The sequence below is a fragment of the Streptomyces sp. CB01373 genome (assembly GCF_002803075.1).
Lineage (GTDB): Bacteria > Actinomycetota > Actinomycetes > Streptomycetales > Streptomycetaceae > Streptomyces.
The window spans coordinates 337,450-357,577 of the sequence record NZ_NNBK01000011.1 but is presented as its reverse complement, the minus strand read 5'-3'; the positions used below and the strand labels follow the sequence as shown (position 1 = coordinate 357,577).

The 20,128-nt window shown below is 72.5% G+C and carries 19 protein-coding genes; 8 read left to right on the top strand and 11 right to left on the bottom strand.

Going from position 1 to position 20,128, the window contains the following annotated elements:
• Positions 1–10: 10 nt before the first annotated feature.
• From CG719_RS19505 to CG719_RS19495, 3 genes are all read right to left on the bottom strand, one after another.
• A complete protein-coding gene (locus tag CG719_RS19505; RefSeq protein ID WP_100569933.1) occupies positions 11–1,477 on the bottom strand; it encodes an ABC transporter permease in 1,467 nt (488 codons plus the stop codon).
• A 115-nt stretch (positions 1,478–1,592) separates the two neighbouring features.
• Positions 1,593–2,837 (bottom strand): L,D-transpeptidase, encoded by a 1,245-nt coding sequence (locus CG719_RS19500; protein ID WP_100569932.1) that lies wholly within the window; start codon positions 2,835–2,837, stop codon positions 1,593–1,595.
• A 220-nt stretch (positions 2,838–3,057) separates the two neighbouring features.
• Positions 3,058–3,423: a hypothetical protein gene (locus tag CG719_RS19495; RefSeq protein ID WP_234375647.1), complete on the bottom strand. Its 366-nt coding sequence runs from the start codon at positions 3,421–3,423 to the stop codon at positions 3,058–3,060.
• Between the two features lie 109 nt (positions 3,424–3,532).
• On the opposite strand from CG719_RS19495, the gene CG719_RS19490 reads away from it, so the two are divergent.
• Complete coding sequence (locus CG719_RS19490; RefSeq protein WP_100569931.1) at positions 3,533–3,868, top strand: LPXTG cell wall anchor domain-containing protein; 336 nt, start codon at positions 3,533–3,535, stop codon at positions 3,866–3,868.
• A 173-nt stretch (positions 3,869–4,041) separates the two neighbouring features.
• On the opposite strand, the gene hutH is transcribed toward CG719_RS19490, so the two are convergent.
• The 3 genes from hutH to CG719_RS19475 all read right to left on the bottom strand — a co-directional run bounded on the left by hutH (position 4,042) and on the right by CG719_RS19475 (position 7,982).
• Positions 4,042–5,610, bottom strand: a complete 1,569-nt coding sequence (hutH, locus tag CG719_RS19485; RefSeq protein WP_100569930.1) for a histidine ammonia-lyase — start codon at positions 5,608–5,610, stop codon at positions 4,042–4,044.
• A gap of 96 nt (positions 5,611–5,706) precedes the next feature.
• The gene (locus CG719_RS19480; protein ID WP_100569929.1) at positions 5,707–6,858 is read right to left on the bottom strand and encodes a GGDEF domain-containing protein; all 1,152 of its coding nucleotides are present in this window, start codon (positions 6,856–6,858) and stop codon (positions 5,707–5,709) included.
• Between the two features lie 329 nt (positions 6,859–7,187).
• On the bottom strand, positions 7,188–7,982 hold the full coding sequence (locus CG719_RS19475) for an enoyl-CoA hydratase/isomerase family protein (protein ID WP_100569928.1): 795 nt from the start codon (positions 7,980–7,982) through the stop codon (positions 7,188–7,190).
• A 227-nt stretch (positions 7,983–8,209) separates the two neighbouring features.
• Here CG719_RS19475 and CG719_RS19470 point away from each other — a divergent pair, with 227 nt between their 5' ends.
• Complete coding sequence (locus CG719_RS19470) at positions 8,210–8,929, top strand: hypothetical protein (protein WP_234375656.1); 720 nt, start codon at positions 8,210–8,212, stop codon at positions 8,927–8,929.
• Between the two features lie 19 nt (positions 8,930–8,948).
• Here CG719_RS19470 and CG719_RS19465 read toward each other — a convergent pair whose 3' ends face one another.
• Together CG719_RS19465 and CG719_RS19460 are read right to left on the bottom strand one after the other, a co-directional pair.
• Positions 8,949–10,112 carry an adenylate/guanylate cyclase domain-containing protein gene (locus tag CG719_RS19465; protein WP_100569927.1) on the bottom strand — a complete coding sequence of 388 codons (1,164 nt, stop codon included), beginning with the start codon at positions 10,110–10,112 and terminating at the stop codon, positions 8,949–8,951.
• Between the two features lie 250 nt (positions 10,113–10,362).
• Entirely contained in the window at positions 10,363–11,247 is an 885-nt protein-coding gene (locus CG719_RS19460) for a biotin--[acetyl-CoA-carboxylase] ligase (protein ID WP_100569926.1), read from the bottom strand.
• 111 nt (positions 11,248–11,358) lie between these two features.
• On the opposite strand from CG719_RS19460, the gene CG719_RS19455 reads away from it, so the two are divergent.
• From CG719_RS19455 to CG719_RS19440, 4 genes are all read left to right on the top strand, one after another.
• A complete protein-coding gene (locus CG719_RS19455) occupies positions 11,359–12,960 on the top strand; it encodes an acyl-CoA carboxylase subunit beta (RefSeq protein ID WP_100569925.1) in 1,602 nt (533 codons plus the stop codon).
• 9 nt (positions 12,961–12,969) lie between these two features.
• Positions 12,970–13,179 (top strand): acyl-CoA carboxylase epsilon subunit, encoded by a 210-nt coding sequence (locus CG719_RS19450; RefSeq protein WP_100569924.1) that lies wholly within the window; start codon positions 12,970–12,972, stop codon positions 13,177–13,179.
• A 77-nt stretch (positions 13,180–13,256) separates the two neighbouring features.
• Complete coding sequence (mmpB, locus tag CG719_RS37155; RefSeq protein ID WP_100569923.1) at positions 13,257–13,385, top strand: morphogenic membrane protein MmpB; 129 nt, start codon at positions 13,257–13,259, stop codon at positions 13,383–13,385.
• Between the two features lie 32 nt (positions 13,386–13,417).
• Positions 13,418–14,038, top strand: coding sequence for a Maf family protein (locus tag CG719_RS19440; protein WP_100569922.1), 621 nt, complete (start codon positions 13,418–13,420; stop codon positions 14,036–14,038).
• On the opposite strand, the gene CG719_RS19435 is transcribed toward CG719_RS19440, so the two are convergent.
• Entirely contained in the window at positions 14,039–14,629 is a 591-nt protein-coding gene (locus tag CG719_RS19435) for a hypothetical protein (protein WP_234375646.1), read from the bottom strand.
• 374 nt (positions 14,630–15,003) lie between these two features.
• On the opposite strand from CG719_RS19435, the gene CG719_RS19430 reads away from it, so the two are divergent.
• Positions 15,004–16,776, top strand: coding sequence for an acetyl/propionyl/methylcrotonyl-CoA carboxylase subunit alpha (locus CG719_RS19430; protein WP_100569920.1), 1,773 nt, complete (start codon positions 15,004–15,006; stop codon positions 16,774–16,776).
• 142 nt (positions 16,777–16,918) lie between these two features.
• On the opposite strand, the gene CG719_RS19425 is transcribed toward CG719_RS19430, so the two are convergent.
• Together CG719_RS19425 and CG719_RS19420 are read right to left on the bottom strand one after the other, a co-directional pair.
• A complete protein-coding gene (locus CG719_RS19425) occupies positions 16,919–17,878 on the bottom strand; it encodes a DeoR/GlpR family DNA-binding transcription regulator (RefSeq protein ID WP_100569919.1) in 960 nt (319 codons plus the stop codon).
• Between the two features lie 172 nt (positions 17,879–18,050).
• Positions 18,051–19,523 carry an NAD(P)H-quinone dehydrogenase gene (locus CG719_RS19420; protein ID WP_100569918.1) on the bottom strand — a complete coding sequence of 491 codons (1,473 nt, stop codon included), beginning with the start codon at positions 19,521–19,523 and terminating at the stop codon, positions 18,051–18,053.
• A gap of 108 nt (positions 19,524–19,631) precedes the next feature.
• Between CG719_RS19420 and CG719_RS19415 the strand changes: the two genes are divergently transcribed.
• The gene (locus tag CG719_RS19415; RefSeq protein ID WP_100569917.1) at positions 19,632–20,069 is read left to right on the top strand and encodes a gamma-glutamylcyclotransferase; all 438 of its coding nucleotides are present in this window, start codon (positions 19,632–19,634) and stop codon (positions 20,067–20,069) included.
• The last annotated feature ends 59 nt before the right edge of the window (positions 20,070–20,128 follow it).

Here is a 20,128-nt window from a genome sequence, read left to right as displayed (position 1 = left end):
GGGCGGCGCGCTACTCGACGCGCCGCAGGGCGTCCGCCGGGCGCAGCCGGGAGGCCCGCCAGCCGCCGAACGCGCCGGCGATCAGGCCGCCGGCCACGGCGAGGCCGACCGCGAGGACGATGGTGGTGAGGCTGACCGGCGCGGTGAGCGCGACCTCCAGGGACTTCGCGGCCTGCCGGCCGGGACCGCCGAAGCCTCCGCCGCCGAAGCCCCCGCCTCCGCCGAAGGCACCCCCGCCGCCCGAACCGCCGCCCGAACCGCCGAGCTGTGCCTGGAGCGTCGGGCTGATCGCGGTCACCGCGTAGGCACCCGCCAGGCCGAGCGCGATGCCGAGGGCACCGCCGACCAGTCCGTTGACGACGGCCTCGCCGACCACCTGCCGGGTCACCCGGCCCGACTTCCAGCCCAGCGCCTTGAGCGTGCCGAACTCGCGCACCCGCCGGGAGACCGCCGAGGAGGTCAGCAGGCCGGCGACGAGGAAGGCGGCCACGAGCACCGCGATGGACAGCCACCTGCCGACGCTGGTGGCCAGGTCGGAGGCGGTGGACAGGGAGCCGGAGACGGTCTTGGCCAGATCGGCGGAGGTGGTGACCGTGGTGTCCGGGACGTTCTTCTGGATGGCGCCCTTGACTGCGTCGATCTGCTGGGAGTCGGTCGCCTTGACGTAGATCGTGGTGACCTTGTCCTTGTCGCCGCTGAGGGTCTGCGCCTGCTTCAGCGGGATGTAGAGGTTGGCCGCCGCGTCCCCGCTGCTGGCGGTGGCGATGCCGATCACCTCGTACTTGACCTTCTTGATGGTGACGCTGCCGCCGACCTTGAGCTTCTTCTCCTTGGCGTACGCCGAGTCGGCGACGACGACCTTGGCGTCGGTCTCACCGGTCTTGAAGGTACGGCCGTCGGTGATCTTCGAGGAGGTCAGCGGGCCGAGCTCCGGGTGGGTGACGTCGGTGCCGTAGACCGTGTACTGGTTGACGTCGAAGTCGGCGCCGCCGCCCATGACCCGGCCCTGCGGCCCGGAGCCGGGCGCGCCGCGCGTCTGCCCGCCCTCGCCGTCCTGCTTGAACTGGCCGCGGGTGAACTGGCCGTTGATCCTCACCACGTTGAGGCTGAGCCCGCCGACCGCGGAGGAGACGCCCCGCTGGTCCGCCACCTTGTCGACCGTGGAGGCGGGCAGGGTGGTGAAGCCCTGCGCCATGACCCGGTCGCTGCTCTGGTCGTTCTTGTCGCCGTTCTCCTGGGCGTCGAACTTGAAGCGCGGGCGCGCGTCGCCGGACGTCGGCGTGGCCGCCTTGCTGACGGTCATGTCCGTGCCCAGCCCGTACAGCGACTGCAGGACCTTGTCCTGCGCCCTGCTCATGCCGCTGGACACGGAGTTGACCACGATGACCAGCGCGATGCCCAGCGCGAGGCCGGAGGCGACGACGAGAGCCGCCTTTCGACGGCGGCGCAGCTCGCGCCTCAGGTAGGTGAAGAACATGCGGCCGACGGTAGGGGCGCACCGTGATGGGGACTTGAGGCCAGGATAAGAGAAGCATGAGAAGACCGGTGCAACCCCGAGGGGCGGCACCGGTCCTGGGGAGGCCGAGCGGTCGTCAGGCGGACGAACCGGCCTTCCACTGAGCCCAGCTCAGGTTCCAGCCGTTGAGGCCGTTGTCCGGGGCGACGGTCTTGTCGCCGGTGTTCTGGACGACGACGACGTCACCGACGATCGAGTTGTTGAAGAACCACGCGCCCGGGGTGTTCGGGTCGTTGGCGCCCTTCTTGTCCTGCAGGCCCACACAGCCGTGGCTGGTGTTGACGTTGCCGAAGACGCCCGGCCCGCCCCAGTAGTTGCCGTGGATGAAGGTGCCGGAGTTGGTCAGACGCATGGCGTGCGGCACGTCCTTGATGTCGTACTCGCCCTTGCCGTCGTCGTCGGTGAAGCCGACCGTGGCGCCGTTCATCCGGGTCTGCTGGAACTTCTCGGAGATCACCATCGCGCCCTCGTAGGTGGTGTTCTCGGGGGAGCCGGCGGAGATCGGGATGGTCTTGACGGTCTTGCCGTCCCGCGTGACCCTCATCTGCTTGGTCTTGGCGTCGACGTAGGAGACCTGGTTGCGGCCGATGTTGAAGGTGACCGTCTTCTGCTGCACGCCGAAGACACCCTGGGCGCCCTCGACGCCGTCGAGATCGAGCTTCAGCGTGACGGTGGAGTTCTCCTGCCAGTAGTGCTCGGGACGGCAGTCCATCCGCTGGACGCCGAACCAGTGGCAGGCGACCTCCTGACCGCTGGAGGAGGTGACGGTGATGCCCTTCTCGACATCCGCCTTGTTCGTGATCGCCTTGTCGAAGTTGATCGACACGGGCATGCCGACACCCACGGTGGTGCCGTTGTCCGGCGTGAACGAGCCGATGAAGCTGTGCGCGGGGGCGACCGTGGTGAAGGAGCCGTTCTCGTGGGCGTCGCGGCCCTTGGCGTCCGTGGCGGTCGCGGCCACCTTGTAGGTGGTGGCCCGCTCGAGCTGGCCGCTGGGCTTCCAGCTCGTCTTGTCGGCCGATATCTGCCCCTCGACGGCCTTGCCGTCGGTGGTCGTCATGGTCACCTTCGTCAACGTGCCCTTGGCCACGGTGACGGCAGCGGAGTTGTTGATCGAGGCGTTGTCGGAGCCGTCCGCTGGTGTGATCTTGATCTGGGCCTCCGACGACTCCTCGGCCGCGGCCTTGTCGGCCTTGGCCCGCGAGGAGTCCCCACCGCCGTCGGCCGCGTCGCTGCCGCCGGAACAGGCCGTGAGCACCAGTACACCGCCGAGCAGTGCGGACGCGGCCGTCAGGCGCTTGCGCCGCTTACTGTTCGTCATCACACGCTTCTCCATCGTTGGCGAGTCCCAAAACACCTCGAGTCCCCCGTCGCGAGCACTCAACGCTACGACCGTTTCGTCCCATTTCCCACGTCGTGAGGTGTGGAACCCGCCACGTCCGCCGCAGCGGACGGTGCGCGGCCCGGCCTGCGCGTTGCGTGAGACGACGAAACCCCGGGCGCCGGTTGCGCCCGGGGTCGCCGATGTGACCCGTGCGACGTCAGCCGGAGTGACCCGCGGCGTCCACTTCCTCGTCGTCCCCGTCGACATCATCCTCGTCGAACTCCCAGTCCGGCGAATCGGGGTCGTAGTCGATGCGTTCGCTCGACCAGGAGGCCTGCTGGAGTTCGACCCCCGGTACCTCGCCCACCAGGTCGAACGGATCGACCAGGTACGCCAGGGCCTCGGCGGTGTCCTCCGTCACAGCTCCCTCGGCGTGCGCCCGCTCCGCGGGGTCCAGTTCGCCGTCCTCGGCGTGTTCGGCGATCCGGCTGCGGGCCGCGGCGATGACGGCTTCCGCGTCCTCGATCTCGACGACGAGCTCGACGCTGACGCGGACAAAACGTGAAGTCTCTGGAGTGCTCATGGACGGAGCGTACGGCTCAAACCTCCCGTGACTTTCCCGTGACCCGCGACGTTCACTAACATCGCCCCACACGGCCAATTCACCAGCGCCACAAGGGGATCGATATTCCGTGTCATCCGCTCGCCGTACGTTGCTGACCGCCACCGCCGCGGGCACCCTGCTGGGCGCCCTGTGGTTCGTCCCCTCCGCGGACGCCTCGGTGGGCACTCCGGCGAGAGGGGCGGACCCGGCGCCGCCGACGGCCCAGGTCACGGAGCAGGGGCGACCCGCCGCGGCGGCGCAGGTGTCCGACGTCCAGGAGGACGCGCCCACCGGCGGCGGGACCGAACTCGCCGACACCGGAAGCATCGACACGACCCCCTACGTCGTCGGCGGCACCTCGCTCCTCATACTGGGCGCCGGTTTCGTGGTCTACTCCGTGCGCCGGGAGCGCCTGGGCTTCTGAACCAGTGCCGCGACAGGCAACGTTCGCCCCAGCGCGACGCCCGGCACTCCCCCGAGCTCTTCGAGCAGGGGGGACCCGCAGAGCACGCACCGGACGCCGCTCCTTCACGGGCAAACGTCACCTGCCGCGGCACCAGCCCGGCACTCCCCCGACTTGGGCTCCGGCCCGCCGTCCTACTGCAGCGGGCCGGTGACGGTCTCGGCCGCCGCGAGGAGGCCGCCGTCCCGCACGAAGGCGTCCGCGGCGGCGAGGTCGGGCGCGAGGAAGCGGTCCGGGCCCGGCCCGCCGACCCCCGCCTCGCGAGCGGCGTCGATGACCGCCCGGCTCGCCGGAGCCGGCGTCAGGCCCTCGCGCAGTTCCACGGCGCGCGCGGCGGCGTAGAGCTCGATCGCGATGATCCGGTTCAGGTTGCCGACAGCCGTCCGCAGCTTGCGTGCCGCCGACCAGCCCATGGAGACGTGGTCCTCCTGCATGGCGGAGGACGGGATGGAGTCGACGGAGGCCGGTACGGCGAGCCGCTTCATCTCGCTGACCAGCGCGGCCTGCGTGTACTGAGCGATCATCAGGCCCGAGTCGACACCGGCGTCGTCGGCGAGGAACGGCGGCAGGCCGTGGCTGCGGTTCTTGTCGAGCAGCCGGTCGGTACGGCGCTCGGCGATGGAGCCGAGGTCGGCGGCGGCGATGGCGAGGAAGTCCAGCACGTAGGCGACCGGGGCGCCGTGGAAGTTGCCGTTGGACTCCACCCGCCCTCCCCCAGAGCCGAAAGCCTGGGAGGTGCCCCCAGGCAGCACGACGGGGTTGTCGACGGCGGAGGCCAGTTCGCGCTCGGCGACCAGGCGGGCGTGCGCGAGGGTGTCACGGCCGGCGCCGGCGACCTGCGGGGCGCAGCGCACGGAGTAGGCGTCCTGCACGCGGGGCGCGTCGCCCTGGTGGTGCCCGGTGAGGCCGGAGCCCTTGAGCACGGCCAGCATGTTGGCGGCGGAGGCGCCCTGTCCCGGGTGCGGGCGGATGGCGTGCAGCTCGGGGGCGAGGACCTTGTCCGTGCCGAGCAGCGCCTCCAGGCTGAGGGCCGCGGTGATGTCGGCGGACTTGTACAGGGTGTCGAGGTCGGCGAGGGCCATGATCAGCATGCCGAGCATGCCGTCGGTGCCGTTGAGGAGGGCCAGGCCCTCCTTCTCGCGCAGCTCGACGGGCTGGATGCCGTGCTCGGCGAGCAGCTCGCCGGCCGGGCGTACGACACCGTCGGGGCCCTCCGCGTCGCCTTCGCCCATGAGGGCGAGAGCGCAGTGGGACAGCGGGGCGAGGTCGCCGGAGCAGCCGAGGGAGCCGTACTCGTGCACGACCGGGGTGATGCCGGCGTTGAGCACGTCGGCCATGGTCTGCGCGACCTCGGGGCGCACGCCGGTGTACCCGGAGCACACGGTCTTCAGCCGCAGGAACATCAGCGCCCGCACGACCTCACGCTCGACCGCCGGGCCCAGGCCGGCGGCGTGCGAGCGGACGATGTTGCGCTGGAGCTGGGTGCGCAGCTCCTGGCTGATGTGCCGGGTCGCCAGGGCGCCGAAGCCGGTGCTGACGCCGTAGACGGGTTCGGGCTTGGCCGCCAGCGCGTCCACGATCTCCCGCGCCGCCGCCAGGGCCGCCACCGTCTCGTCGGAGAGCTCGACACGGGCGCCGCCGCGTGCCACCGCGAGAACGTCGGACGCGGTGACCCCCGACGTCCCCACCACCACAGTATGCATATCCATATTCAGGAGCGTACGCAGTGAATGCGAAGATGTCACTAGTGGGTGGCGGGAGTGGCTCTTACAACGCGCGGCCGGGATGCCCGGCGCCGGTCAGGGCCTGCGACCCCGGAAGCGGCGCCGCTCCGCCGGGGCCTCCGGTACGGGCGGGGGTGCGTCGGCGAGGCTGACGACCGGGTCCTGCGGGCCCTCACGGCCCGCGACCACGGGCCGGTCGGCGCGCAGCGCCTTCGCCCGGTACTGGGCGGCGTCGGCGAGCCGGAACAGCCGCCGGGCCGACGGTACCGGCCCGATCGCGTGCTCGGTCGAGGCGACCCCGCAGGCGACGCCCTCACCCAGCTCCAGCTCGGCCGCGCGCCGGCACAGCTCGTCGGCCGCCTTGATCACCTCGTCGGCCGGCGGCCCGACCGCGACCAGGCAGAACTCGTCGCCGCCGAGCCGTGCCACGAGCGCACCCGGCACCATCGCGCCGCACAGCGACAGCACGGAGCCGAACCGTTCGAGGAGCCGGTCGCCGACGGCGTGGCCGAGGGTGTCGTTGACCTGCTTGAGCCCGTTGAGGTCGCAGACGACGAGGCTGACGGCGACCCCGTCCAGCCGGTGCCGCTCGATCGCCTCGTCGAGCATCACGTCGACGGCACGGCGGTTGGCGAGCCCGGTCAGCGCGTCCGTGAACGCCAGCCTGCGGGCCTCTTCCAGCCGCTCGCTCTGGGAGAGCCCGGCGGCGACCACGGCGGCCAGCACGGTGGCGAAGTCGGCGTCGGAGCGGCCGAAGAGGGGGAGGCCGACCGGGCGGGCGACGTAGAGCTCGCCCCAGGCGCGTCCGTGCTGCACGATCGGCGCGACCACGCAGCAGCCGCGCCCGCGCCGGCGCAGCGCGGCCACGCGCTGGTGGCTGTAGCCGGGGTGGCCCGCGGCCGCACCGTCGGCGGTCTCCACCCAGGCGTCGGGTTCACCGCCCGAGGCCCACCGTTCGTGCAGGAACTCGGTGATCTCGGGGAACTGGTGAACCGGATAGGCCTCGTCCTCCGGGAACTCCCGCTCCTCCGGGGCCCGGTCCCCCACGTTCACCAGGACCCGCAGCCGGCCGCGCTCGCGCTCCCATACCGAGAGCGCGGCGAAACTCCCCTCCAGCGCCCGGCACGCGCCGAGCGCGGCCGCCCGCCACGACTCACGCGAGGTCTGCGCCGCGGCCATCCCCTGCGCCAACGCCACCACGGCCGCCAGCCGCCTGTTCTCGCCCATCACCCCAGGCTAGGGATGTTTCGCCTGAATCGAGACATTGGCCCACGTGAAGACACACCGGGACCGGCGGCTCCCGGGTACGCACCTGACGGCAACCCCGCCGCCGCCCGGCAACCGGCGGCGCCGCTGGGCCCCACAGGCGCGGGGCCGACGACTTCCGGCCCGGGGGCCGGGCGGTCGCCGCCCACCCGCCGACCGCGACGGTCGGGCGGTCCGGCGGGCGCGGCGAGCGGCGGGGGGCGGGGGCGCAAGCCGGCCGGGGTGTGCGGATACAGCCGCCTCTTCCGGGGCCGGCGGCTGCCGGACCGGCCGCTCTCGTCAGGGGGTGGTCACTCCCCCGGCCACTGGGGGCGGCGCTTCTCGTTGAAGGCCGCCACTCCCTCCGCGCGGTCCGCCGAGAAGGCGACCGAGCGCCAGGCCGCGTCCTCGACCTCCAGGGCGGCCCGGAGGTCGAGGCCGTGGCCGAGTCGCAGCGCGCGCTTGGCGGCGCGCAACCCGATCGGAGAGTTCGCCGCCATCCGGGAGGCCAGCTCCAGGGCCTCCTCGCGGTCACGGCCCTCGTCCACCAGCCGGTCCACGAGGCCCAGCTCGGCCGCCTCCGGCGCCTCCAGCCGGCGCGCCGTGAAGATCAGCTCGGCGGCCCGGGCGGCACCCACCCGCCGGGGCAGCAGCTGCGTACCGCCGCCGCCGGGGATCACCCCCACCGAGACCTCCGGCAGCCCCACCACGGCCGTACGGTCGGCCACGATCACGTCGCAGGACAGGGCCAGCTCGAAGCCGCCGCCGAGTGCGAACCCGTGCACCGCGGCGATCGTCGGCATGGGCAGCTCCAGCACGCCGGTGTACGCCCCGCGTGCGACCGGGCGCTGGCGCACCAGGTCGGCGTCGCTGAAGGAGTTGCGCTCCTTCAGGTCGGCCCCGACGCAGAACGCCCGCTCGTGCGAGGACGTCAGGACGACCACGCGCGCGTCCCGGTCGGCGGCGAGCGCCGCACAGGCCGCGGCGATCGACCGCGCCATGTCCGTGGACACGGCGTTCATCGCCTTGGGCCGGTCCAGGACGAGCTCCGCGACGTACTCGTGCCGCCGCACCAGCACGAACTCGCCGAACCGCTCCTCGGTCATGACACCCTCCTGGTTAACGTGGGTTAACAAGAAACCAGGCCCGATCATCGCAGCAGGGCCCGCGCCGGGGGAAGGGCGGACGGATTACAGGCGCGGCCCCGTTGTCGAGACCCGGCACCCCGTTCGAGTGACATCCCCGCCCAACTCCCGCCGAACCCCCAGGAGAGCGCATAACGTGCGTCCGCCATGGCGCATCGGGGGGCGCGAGCGCATCGGGGAGGACGGCGATGACGACGCACACGGCCACAGTCCGGCAATCCGCCGACAACGACGACAACGACGACAAGACAGGCATAGACGGGACGGGCGGGGGCGGCGGCGACGCCGCGGACGAGACCGCCCGCGCGCAGTGGGGCCCCGGCGCCCGCGGGCGGCACCGCAGGCGCCGGCCCCGCAGGGCGCTGCTGGCCGCCGGAGGGCTCGCGGTGGCCGCCGGTGTGCTGAGCCTCGTACGGCTGGCGCCCGAGTCCGGGCTCGGCGGTCCGGGCACCGCCGAGGCGGAGCCCCACGCGACCCAGGGCAAGGACTCCGGCCGCTCCGCCGGAACCCCCACCGGCGCCTCCACCGCGCCCCGTACGAACGCCGCGCCCTCGGCGGACGTCGCCCTGGGCGGGGTGAGCGCCGCACCGGTCGCGGAGTCGGGCGCCGTGCCGACGGCGTCCCCGTCCCCGGCGGCCGCGGCGGGGCCCTCGGCGCTCCCGGAGACCACGACCGTTCCCACGGCGCCTCCCGAGGACCTCGAGGACGCGGACCCGCCGGAACACCCGGATCCCACCGCGGACGCGCCACGGCCGTCCGCCACCACGGCCCCGGCCCCGGCTCCGCACCCCGCACCGACCCCGAGCCGGAGCACGCAGCCCCCGGCCCCGCCCTCCGGCGGAAGCGGCGGCCTGTGTCTGCCGATCATCGGGCTGTGCGTCGGCGTCGGGGCCGGACCCGCCCGCTGAACCGGGCCACGACCGCCGCTCAGGCGGGCCCGCCGTTGCGCCGGGTGAGCAGCCAGGGCTCGACCACGCCCAGACCGCGCACCGGGCGCTGCCACATCGGCTGAAGGGCGAACCCGTACACCGGCGGCTCCTCGCCCTCCTTCTCCGCCGTCGCCGCGGCCTCGGCCGCCTCCGCCTCGGACGCCGGGGCGTCCCCGGTGCGGATCAGCTCCTCGGCGAAGGCGCTGTCCACAAGGACGGCGTCGCGCGGAGCTATCGAGGTGAGCCGGGAGGCGAGGTTGACGGTGGTGCCGAACACATCGCCCATACGGGTGGTGACCGTGCCGAACGCCATGCCCACGCGCAGCTCCGGCATCGTCTCGTCGTGGGCCATCGTCTCGACCAGCCGCAGCGCGATGTCCGCCGCCGTGCCGGCGTCGTCGGCGGCGTACAGCACCTCGTCGCCGAGCGTCTTGATGAGCCGTCCGCCGCGCGCGGCCACGAGGTCGGCCGAGGTCGTCTCGAACGCCTCGACGAGCTCGCCGAGCTCCTCCTCCTCCATGCGGCGGGTCAGCCGGGTGAAGCCGACGAGGTCCGCGAAGCCCACGGCCAGCCGCCGGTCGACCATCTCCTCGTCGTCGGCGGCCTGCACGACCCGGCCGGCCGAGGCGGCGAGCTGGCGGCGCCAGACGTAGACCAGGAACTCCTCCAGCTCGGGCAGCAGCAGCTCGACGATCGGGTACGTCACCTCGGTGCGGGTCATACCGGGCTCGGGCGGCTCGGTCAGGCCCTCCAGGAAGGAGTCCATCTGCCATTCGGCCAGACGGGCGGTGGTCTGCCCGGTGGACCGGGCCACCTGCACCGCCATGGCCTCGCTGAGCAGCCCCGCCTCGACCAGACCCGCGAGCCGCCGCAGGGCCAGCACGTCGGCCTCCGTGAGCGCCCTGGCCTGGCCTATGTCGGCGAAGCCCATGGCCCGCCAGAAGCGTGAGGCCAGCTCCATGGAGACGCCGGCGCTGCGGGCCGCCTGGAACGGGGTGTAGCGCCGCTCCGCGCCCAGGATGAGCTGTTCGAGGCGCAGCGCGAGAGGGTGTGCGCCGGAGTCGGCGGCGTCCGGGTCCTCCTGCTCGTGCGAGGACGAGAATGGCGGAGGCTCCTCCGGGCCGTCCGCGTCCGCGCCGGAGCCCGTGTCGTCGACGGTCACGCCTGCTGCCCTTCCGATCTGCCACGGTCAGGTATCGACCGGCCTCAACTCTACGGCAGGTGTGCGCCAGCTCACTCCGTCAGGTTCCGCCGAGAGCGGAGCCGCTGTGTGCGGCCCGGGGTGGAGCTGACCGGCGCTGTTCCGGCACCCGCACCGGCGTCACCGGGTGCGGGGACCGCGGACCGGCGCCCGCGCCCACCGTGACCGCGCACGGCCGCGGCGGGCATCCCGCACGCCCCCGCCGGACGGTTCAGGCGGGGCGCAGATGCACGATGTCGCCCGCGCCGACCGGCTCCTGCACACCCTCCTCGGTGGCGATGACCAGACGGCCGTCCCCGTCCACCGCGACGGCTTCCCCGACCACCGACCGGTCGCCCGGCAGTTCCGCCCGGACCATCCGGCCGAGCGTCGCACAGCCCGCCGCGTACGTCTCCTGGAGACCGCTCGCGGCCGCGTCGCCTCCCACCGCCCGCCACCGGCCGTACCAGTCCTCCAGGGAGCGAAGGACCGACCGCAGCAGCGGATCGCGGTCGGTGCTCACGGCTCCGGCGAGCGCGAGGGAGCCGGCCTGCGGGACCGGGAGTTCGTCCTCCCGCAGCGAGACGTTGATGCCGATGCCGATGACCACCGCGTCCGCGCCGGCCCGCTCGGCCAGGATGCCGCCGGCCTTGCGTTCCTCGCCTCCGACGGTCACCAGCAGGTCGTTCGGCCATTTCAGCGCCGTGTCGACCCCGGCGGCCCGGGACAGGCCCGTGGCCACCGCGACGCCGGTGAGCAGCGGCAGCCAGCCCCAGCGGGCCACGTCCACCTCGCTGGGCCGCAGCAGCACCGAGAAGAACAGTCCGGAGCGGGGCGGGGCCGTCCACCGGCGGTCCAGGCGGCCCCGGGCGGAGGTCTGCTCCTCGGCGACCAGGACGGCTCCCTCGGCCGCCTTCCCCGCGGCGGCCCGGGCCACCAGGTCCGTGTTGGTGGAGCCGGTGCTCCCCACCACGTCCACCTCGGACCACAGCCCGCCCGCCCGTACCAGGCCGCGCCGCAGCGAACCGGCGTTCAGGGGCGGGCGGTCCAGGTCGGACCAGCGGCTGTCGTGCGGCTCGTTGCCGGGGTTGTCGTCTGCTGCATCTCGCGGCGTCATGCAAGCCACCCTAGGTGTGGGAAACGCCGCACTGCCGATCGGCGGACCCCCTACTACGCTACGGATGAGTAACCGTCCCCCCTTGTGAGCAGGCAGGGAGCCGCGATCCCGATGTCCGAGCCGGATGAGCGCCAAGAGATCGACATTCACACGACCGCGGGCAAGATCGCGGATCTTCAGCGCCGTGTTCTGGCGGCGACGCACGCCGGCTCCGAGCGCGCCGTGGAGAAGCAGCACGCCAAGGGGAAACTGACGGCCCGCGAGCGGATCGAACTGCTGCTCGACGAGGGGTCGTTCGTGGAGCTGGACGAGTTCGCCCGGCATCGTTCCACCAACTTCGGCCTGGAGCAGAACCGCCCGTACGGGGACGGCGTCGTCACCGGCTACGGCATGGTCGACGGCCGCCCGGTCGCGGTGTTCTCGCAGGACTTCACGGTCTTCGGCGGAGCGCTCGGCGAGGTCTACGGGCAGAAGATCGTCAAGGTCATGGACTTCGCCCTGAAGACCGGCTGCCCGGTCATCGGGATCAACGACTCCGGCGGCGCCCGCATCCAGGAGGGGGTCGCCTCCCTCGGCGCGTACGGGGAGATCTTCCGCCGCAACACCCACGCCTCCGGGGTGATCCCGCAGATCAGCCTGGTCGTGGGCCCGTGCGCGGGCGGTGCGGTCTACTCGCCGGCGATCACCGACTTCACGATCATGGTCGACCAGACCTCGCACATGTTCATCACCGGCCCGGACGTCATCAAGACGGTCACCGGCGAGGACGTCGGCTTCGAGGAACTGGGCGGCGCCCGCACCCACAACACCGCCTCCGGCGTGGCCCACCACATGGCGGGCGACGAGAAGGACGCGATCGAGTACGTCAAGCAGCTGCTGTCGTACCTGCCGTCGAACAACCTCTCCGAGGCGCCGGTCTTCCCCGAGGAGGCCGACGTGGCCGTCTCGGCCGAGGACCTGGAGCTGGACACGGTCGTCCCGGACAGCGCGAACCAGCCGTACGACATGCACACGGTGATCGAGCACGTCCTGGACGACGCCGAGTTCCTCGAGACCCAGCCGCTGTTCGCGCCGAACATCCTCACCGGGTTCGGGCGGGTGGAGGGCCACCCGGTCGGCATCGTCGCCAACCAGCCGATGCAGTTCGCCGGCTGCCTGGACATCGACGCCTCCGAGAAGGCCGCCCGCTTCGTACGGACCTGCGACGCCTTCAACGTGCCCGTGCTCACCTTCGTCGACGTGCCCGGCTTCCTCCCGGGTGTCGACCAGGAGCACACCGGCATCATCCGCCGCGGCGCCAAGCTGATCTTCGCCTACGCCGAGGCCACGGTCCCGCTGATCACGGTGATCACCCGCAAGGCGTTCGGCGGCGCCTACGACGTCATGGGCTCCAAGCACCTGGGCGCCGACCTCAACCTGGCCTGGCCGACCGCCCAGATCGCCGTCATGGGCGCCCAGGGCGCGGTCAACATCCTGCACCGCCGCACGATCGCCGAGGCCGAGGCCGCCGGCGACGCCGAGGCCACCCGCGCCCGGCTGATCCAGGAGTACGAGGACGCGCTCCTCAACCCCTACGTCGCGGCCGAACGCGGCTACGTCGACGCGGTGATCAAGCCCTCGGACACCCGCTCCCACCTTGTGCGCGGCCTGCGTCAACTGCGCACCAAGCGGGAATCCCTGCCTCCGAAGAAGCACGGCAACATCCCCCTGTAAGGAGCCGCTGTGATCAAGGTCGTACGAGGCAACCCGACCCCGGAGGAGCTTGCCGCCGCCCTGGCGGTGGTCCGGGCCCGCGCCGTGGCGGCCGCGGATGCGCCGTCCGGCGCGGCCCCCGGCCACCGGGACTCGTGGTCCGATCCGTCGCGGATCGCCGCGCGGCGGGTGCCGTCGCCAGGACCGGCGGCCTGGGCCCGGACCTACTGGCCGGGCTGAGCCCGGGCGGGGCGCCGGCCAGAAGTTGAGTACGCGTACTCAGGCGCGCGGCGCCACCCCGGTCGCACGATCGGGGGATGCTGTGGTCCGACCCCGAGAACGAGCCGCCGAAGGAACTGCGTGACATGCAGGACATGTTGCGGCGGCTCGGCATTTTCATGGCGCTGGCCATGGTGCTGGCCATGTTCGTGATCGGCATGAGGTGAGGCGGAGCAGCCGCCGCCGATACGCTGACCGTATGACTGACCAGCCGCGCCGCCGACTCGTGCTCGCCTCCCAGTCCCCCGCCCGGCTCGGGCTGCTCCGGCAGGCCGGGCTCGACCCGGAGGTCGTCGTGAGCGGCGTCGACGAGGACGCGGTCACCGCGCCCACCCCCGCCGAACTCGCCCTCGCCCTCGCCGAGGCGAAGGCCTCCGTGGTGGCGGCCCGCCCGGAGGTCCGGGGCGCGCTCGTGATCGGCTGCGACTCCGTGCTCGACCTCGACGGCCACGCCCTCGGCAAGCCCGCCGACGCCGAGGAGGCCACCGCCCGCTGGAAGGCGATGCGCGGCCGGGTCGGCACCCTGCAGACCGGGCACTGCGTCTGGGACACGGAGAGCGGGCGGCACGCCGCTGCCACCGCCTCCACCGTCGTCCGCTTCGGTGAACCGACCGACGACGAGATCGCCGCGTACGTCGCCTCGGGCGAGCCCCTGTACGTGGCCGGCGCCTTCACCCTGGACGGCCGTTCGGCGCCCTTCATCGACGGCATCGACGGCGACCACGGCAACGTCATCGGCATCAGCCTGCCCCTGGTCCGCCGCCTGCTGGCCGAACTCGGCGTGGGCATCACCGAATTGTGGGCGCCGACCGCGGGCTGATCAGGGGGTACGGGCCTCGGCCGGAGGAGGAGTGAGGGGCTTGGGCGGCTCCTCATGGACATGATCCGTCTGCTTCCCCAGCACCGGCGGACCGGCGGTCCGCCCGGATCCGGGAGTGGCTTCGGAGCCGGGAGTGGCTTCGGCCTCCGGCCCGCCCGCGTCCGCGGAACGGCCGTCCCGCGCCTCGCCCGCCGGACCCTCCTCGTGGTCGTGCGTCATCAGCAGCAGCACGATGAGGCCGAGCACCACCACCATGAACAGGAACGCCCGCCGGCCCACCAGCCCCCAGGCGAACGCGCCGAGGAGGCCGTGCACCACGGCCGCGCTGATCAGCAGGACGCGCCCGGCGCCGGCCGGGCGGTGGCCCCGTAGCGCCACGAGCAGGGCGACAAGGCCGCACAGGGCGAAGTAGAGGCCGAAGACCAGGCCGCCGGCCTTCGACGAGGTCGACATGACGTTCGGATCCAGGCCGGCCAGGGACATCCTCTGCCGGTGCACGACCATCCCGAGGAACCAGTTCAGCGCAGCCACGCCGAACGCCTCCGCGAAGAGCACGAGCGCCACCACCCACGCCACCGGTCTGCGCACCACGGGTCCCACCCACTTCCGCCTGCCGCTCCGCGCGGAGCCCTGTTACCGCGAGTACTACCGAGACATCCTGAACGCTACTAACGGGTAAACCCGGGGACAAGAGTTCTGCCACCGGCAAAGAATCATTGGGCCATTCGTAGGGACTCCACAAAGAAACGAAGTGCGTCGCAGCACGCCCTCACAGAGACCTTGGCCACATGGGAGGACTAGGGTTTTCCGGAGGAGTCCTGCGTACAGCGATGCGACAAGGGATTTCGCGAGTCGAGCGCGCCTCGGATCACGCTCCGTGTGGGCAAGCTCACCATGGGGGACGGGTCGAAGTGCCGTGTCGGCAGTCCCTAAACTCGGCTTGTTTCAAGGAGGGAGCCTCAATCGTGCGCAAGGTGCTCATCGCCAACCGTGGCGAAATCGCTGTCCGCGTTGCCCGGGCCTGCCGGGACGCCGGTATCGCGAGCGTGGCCGTCTACGCCGACCCGGATCGGGACGCTCTGCATGTCCGCGCCGCGGATGAGGCGTTCGCCCTGGGCGGTGACACCCCGGCCACCAGCTACCTGGACATCGACAAGGTGCTGAAGGCCGCGAAGGAGTCCGGCGCGGACGCGATCCACCCCGGATACGGCTTCCTCTCGGAGAACGCCGAATTCGCCCAGGCCGTGCTGGACGCCGACCTCGTCTGGATCGGCCCGCCGCCGCAGGCCATCCGCGACCTCGGCGACAAGGTCGCCGCCCGGCACATCGCCCAGCGCGCCGGTGCCCCCCTGGTGGCCGGCACCCCCGACCCGGTCTCCGGCGCCGAGGAGGTCGTGGCCTTCGCCGAGGAGAACGGCCTGCCGATCGCCATCAAGGCCGCCTTCGGCGGCGGCGGGCGCGGCCTGAAGGTCGCCCGCACCCTGGACGAGGTCCCCGAGCTCTACGAGTCCGCCGTGCGCGAGGCCGTGGCCGCCTTCGGCCGCGGCGAGTGCTTCGTCGAGCGCTACCTGGACCGGCCCCGCCACGTGGAGACCCAGTGCCTGGCCGACCGCCACGGCAACGTGGTCGTCGTCTCCACGCGTGACTGCTCCCTCCAGCGCCGCCACCAGAAGCTGGTCGAGGAGGCCCCGGCGCCGTTCCTGTCCGAGGAGCAGGTCGCCGAGCTGTACCGCGCCTCCAAGGCGATCCTGAAGGAGGCCGGCTACGTCGGCGCCGGCACCTGCGAGTTCCTGGTCGGCCAGGACGGCACGATCTCCTTCCTGGAGGTCAACACCCGCCTCCAGGTCGAGCACCCGGTCACCGAGGAGGTCGCCGGCATCGACCTGGTGCGCGAGATGTTCCGCATCGCCGACGGCGAGGAGCTCGGCTACGACGACCCGCCGCTGCGCGGCCACTCCTTCGAGTTCCGCATCAACGGCGAGGACCCGGGCCGGGGCTTCCTGCCCGCCCCCGGCACCGTGACGAACTTCGCCGCGCCCTCCGGCCCCGGCGTCCGCCTGGACGCGGGCGTGGAGTCCGGCAGCGTCATCGGCCCGGCCTGGGACTCCCTGCTGGCCAAGCTGATCGTGACCGGCCGCACCCGCAAGGAGGCCCTCCAGCGGGCTGCCCGGGCCCTGGAGGAGTTCCAGGTCGAGGGCATGGCCACGGCCATCCCCTTCCACCGCGCGGTGGTCACCGACCCGGCGTTCGCCCCGGAATTGACCGGATCCAGCGACCCGTTCACGGTCCACACCCGCTGGATCGAGACCGAGTTCGTCAACGACATCAAGCCCTTCACCGCCGTCGCCGACACCGAGGCGGACGAGGAGGCGGGCCGCGAGACCGTCGTCGTCGAGGTCGGCGGCAAGCGCCTGGAGGTCTCCCTGCCCACCTCGCTGGGCATGTCCCTGGCCCGCACCGGCCTCGCCGCGGGCGCCAAGCCCAAGCGCCGCGCCGCGAAGAAGTCCGGCCCCGTCGCCTCCGGCGACACCCTCGCCTCCCCGATGCAGGGCACCATCGTCAAGGTCGCCGTCGAGGAGGGCCAGGAGGTCAAGGAGGGCGACCTGGTCGTCGTCCTGGAGGCCATGAAGATGGAGCAGCCGCTCAACGCCCACCGCAGCGGCACCATCAAGGGCCTGTCCGCCGACGTCGGCGCCTCCGTCACCTCCGGCGCCGTCATCTGCGAGATCAAGGACTGATCTCCCGGAGCACCCGCAGGAGCCCGGCGAGCCGCGCGAGCGGCCCGCCGGGCTCCGTGCTTTCCGGGGCGAGGCGGTCCGCGGTCCTTCCCGAGCGCGGCCCGAAGACCTCCCCAGGCCTCTCCCAGGGGCGGCGAAGCCCTCAGCGCCTCCGGAGGTCCGCCACCCGTGCGGCCGGACGCTCCGTGCCGTTCGGCTGGTCCCCGCCCAGGGACGCCGGGCGGAGGTTCGCGCCCGGTGGCTGGGTGCGGCGGGGGCCCGGGAGGGGCACCTCACGGCGGCGGTCGCGGGGCGGGGGCTGATCCGCCGCCGGGTTTCCCGCCGCGCCGGTCACGGCGATCTGGACGCCCTGGTCGGCGAGGGCCTGGAGCTCGGTGGCCGCGCGGTCGTCGTGGGCCGGGGGATCGTCCGTCACCAGGCGGGTGATGAGGTCGGTCGGGACCGTCTGGAACATCGTGTCCGTACCGAGCTTGGAGTGGTCGGCGAGCACCACCACCTCCGCGGCGGACTGCACCAGTGCCCGGTCGACGGACGCCGACAGCATGTTGGACGTGGACAGGCCGCGCTCGGCCGTCAGTCCGCTCCCCGACAGGAAGGCCTTGGACACCCGCAGCCCGTGCAGCGACTGCTCGGCCCCGGACCCGACGAGCGCGTAGTTGGAGCCGCGCAGCGTGCCGCCGGTCATCACGACCTCCACGCGGTTGGCGTGGGCCAGCGCCTGGGCGACCAGCAGGGAGTTGGTGACGACGGTCAGGCCGGGCACCCGGGCGAGCCGGCGGGCCAGCTCCTGGGTGGTCGTACCCGCGCCCACGACGATCGCCTCGCCCTCTTCGACGAGGCCCGCGGCAAGGTCGGCGATGGCCGTCTTCTCCGCGGTCGCGAGATGCGACTTCTGCGGGAAGCCGGACTCACGGGTGAACCCACCCGGGAGTACCGCACCGCCGTGCCGGCGGTCGAGGAGTCCTTCGGCCTCCAGCGCCCGCACGTCCCGCCGTACGGTCACTTCGGAGGTCTGGACGACGCGGGCGAGTTCACGGAGCGACACGGCACCGTTCGCTCGCACCATTTCGAGGATCAATTGGCGACGTTCAGCAGCGAACACGAAACTGACAGTAACCCCAGCGACCGTCTGCTTTCAGCAGTTTGCGCCGATTAGCAGAAGTTGTTCGCAGGGCAGAACGCCAGATGGTATAGAGCCTGTTCCGTTCGCTCCTGCCACCGGCATGGTCCACGACTCCCCGTGACCGGCGGGGAGTCGCAACCGTGCCGAGCCCCTACGCCTCGCCCGTCGCCTTGCGCGTGTGCAGCTGCCGTGCCACCTCGGCGATCGAGCCCGACAGCGAGGGGTACACGGTGAACGCGTTCGCGATCTGCTCGACCGTCAGGTTGTTGTCGACGGCGATCGAGACGGGGTGGATCAGTTCCGAGGCGCGCGGGGCCACGACCACGCCGCCGACCACGATTCCCGTGCCCGGACGGCAGAAGATCTTGACGAAGCCGTCCCGGATGCCCTGCATCTTGGCGCGCGGGTTGCGCAGCAGCGGCAGCTTCACACACCGGGCGTCGATCTTGCCCGCGTCCACGTCGGCCTGGGAGTAGCCGACGGTGGCGATCTCGGGGTCGGTGAAGACGTTGGAGGAGACCGTCTTGAGGTTCAGCGGGGCCACCGCGTCGCCCAGGAAGTGGTACATCGCGATGCGTCCCTGCATCGCCGCCACCGAGGCCAGTGCGAAGACCCCGGTCACGTCGCCGGCCGCGTACACGCCCGGAGCCGTCGTCCGGGACACCTTGTCGGTCCAGATGTGACCGGAATCGCGCAGCTTGACGCCGGCCTCCTCCAGGCCGAGCCCGGCGCTGTTGGGGATGGCGCCGACGGCCATCAGGCAGTGGCTGCCCTCGATGACCCGGCCGTCCGCCAGCGTCACCTCCACGCGGTCCCCGACCCGCTTGGCCGCGGCGGCACGCGAGCGCGCCATGACGTTCATGCCGCGGCGGCGGAAGACGTCCTCCAGGACGGCGGCCGCGTCCGGGTCCTCACCCGGCAGCACGCGGTCGCGGGAGGACACCAGGGTGACCTTCGAGCCGAGCGCCTGGTAGGCGCCGGCGAACTCGGCGCCGGTGACGCCCGAGCCGACCACGATGAGCTCCTCGGGCAGCTCGTCGAGGTCGTAGACCTGGGTCCAGTTGAGGATGCGCTCGCCGTCCGGCTGGGCATCGGGCAGCTCGCGCGGGTGACCGCCGGTCGCGATCAGTACGGCGTCCGCGGTGAGCCTCTCCTCGCTCCCGTCGGCCGCCCTGACGACGACCGTGCGCGACCCGTCGAGCGCCTGCATGCCCTCCAGCCGGCCGCGCCCGCGCATGACCCGGGCGCCGGCCCGCGTCACGGACGCGGTGATGTCGTGGGACTGGGCGAGCGCCAGCCGCTTGACCCGCCGGTTGACCTTCCCCAGGTCGACGCCCACCACCCGGGCGGCCCGCTCCGCGGGCGAGGCCTCGGCGGGGCCGCCGTCGGAGAGGGTGTCGGCGACGGTGATCCCCAGTTCCTCGTACGACGAGTCGAAGGTGGTCATCACCTCGGCCGTAGCGATAAGGGTCTTCGACGGCACGCAGTCGGTCAGCACCGACGCTCCGCCCAGACCGTCGCAGTCGACGACGGTCACCTCCGCGCCGAGCTGCGCCGCCACCAGCGCCGCTTCGTAGCCGCCGGGTCCACCACCGATGATCACGATCCGAGTCACGTACTCCATTGTCCCGCACCGTTCAAGGTGCTACGGCCCCGGGGCGGCGCGGCACGGTGGTCCCGCGTTGCCCGTGGGACCCGTGAGACGGGTGCGCGGCTGTCGTACGCTCGGTGCATGTCGCTCTATGCCGCATACTCCGGCAATCTCGACGCGCGGCTGATGTCCCGCCGCGCCCCGCACTCGCCGCTGCGTGCCACGGGCTGGCTGAACGGCTGGCGGCTGACCTTCGGCGGGGAGCAGATGGGCTGGGAGGGCGCGCTGGCGACCCTTGTGGAGGATCCGATCTCCCAGGTCTTCGTGGCCCTGTACGACATCGCCCCGATGGACGAGGACTCCCTCGACCGCTGGGTGGGCGTGGGGCTCGGCGTCTACCGGCGGACACGCGTGCGCATCCACACCCTGGACGGCGAGGAACGGGCCTGGGCCTACGTCCTCGACGGCTACGAGGGCGGGCTCCCCTCCGCCCGCTACCTCGGCGAGATCGCCGACGCGGCGGAGTCGGCGGGGGCACCCCACGACTACGTGATGGAGCTGCGGAAGCGGCCGTGCTGAGCGGCGCCGCCGACCTCCTGGAAGCCTGACCGGACCCGCCTCGAGGGCCGTCGGGAGCC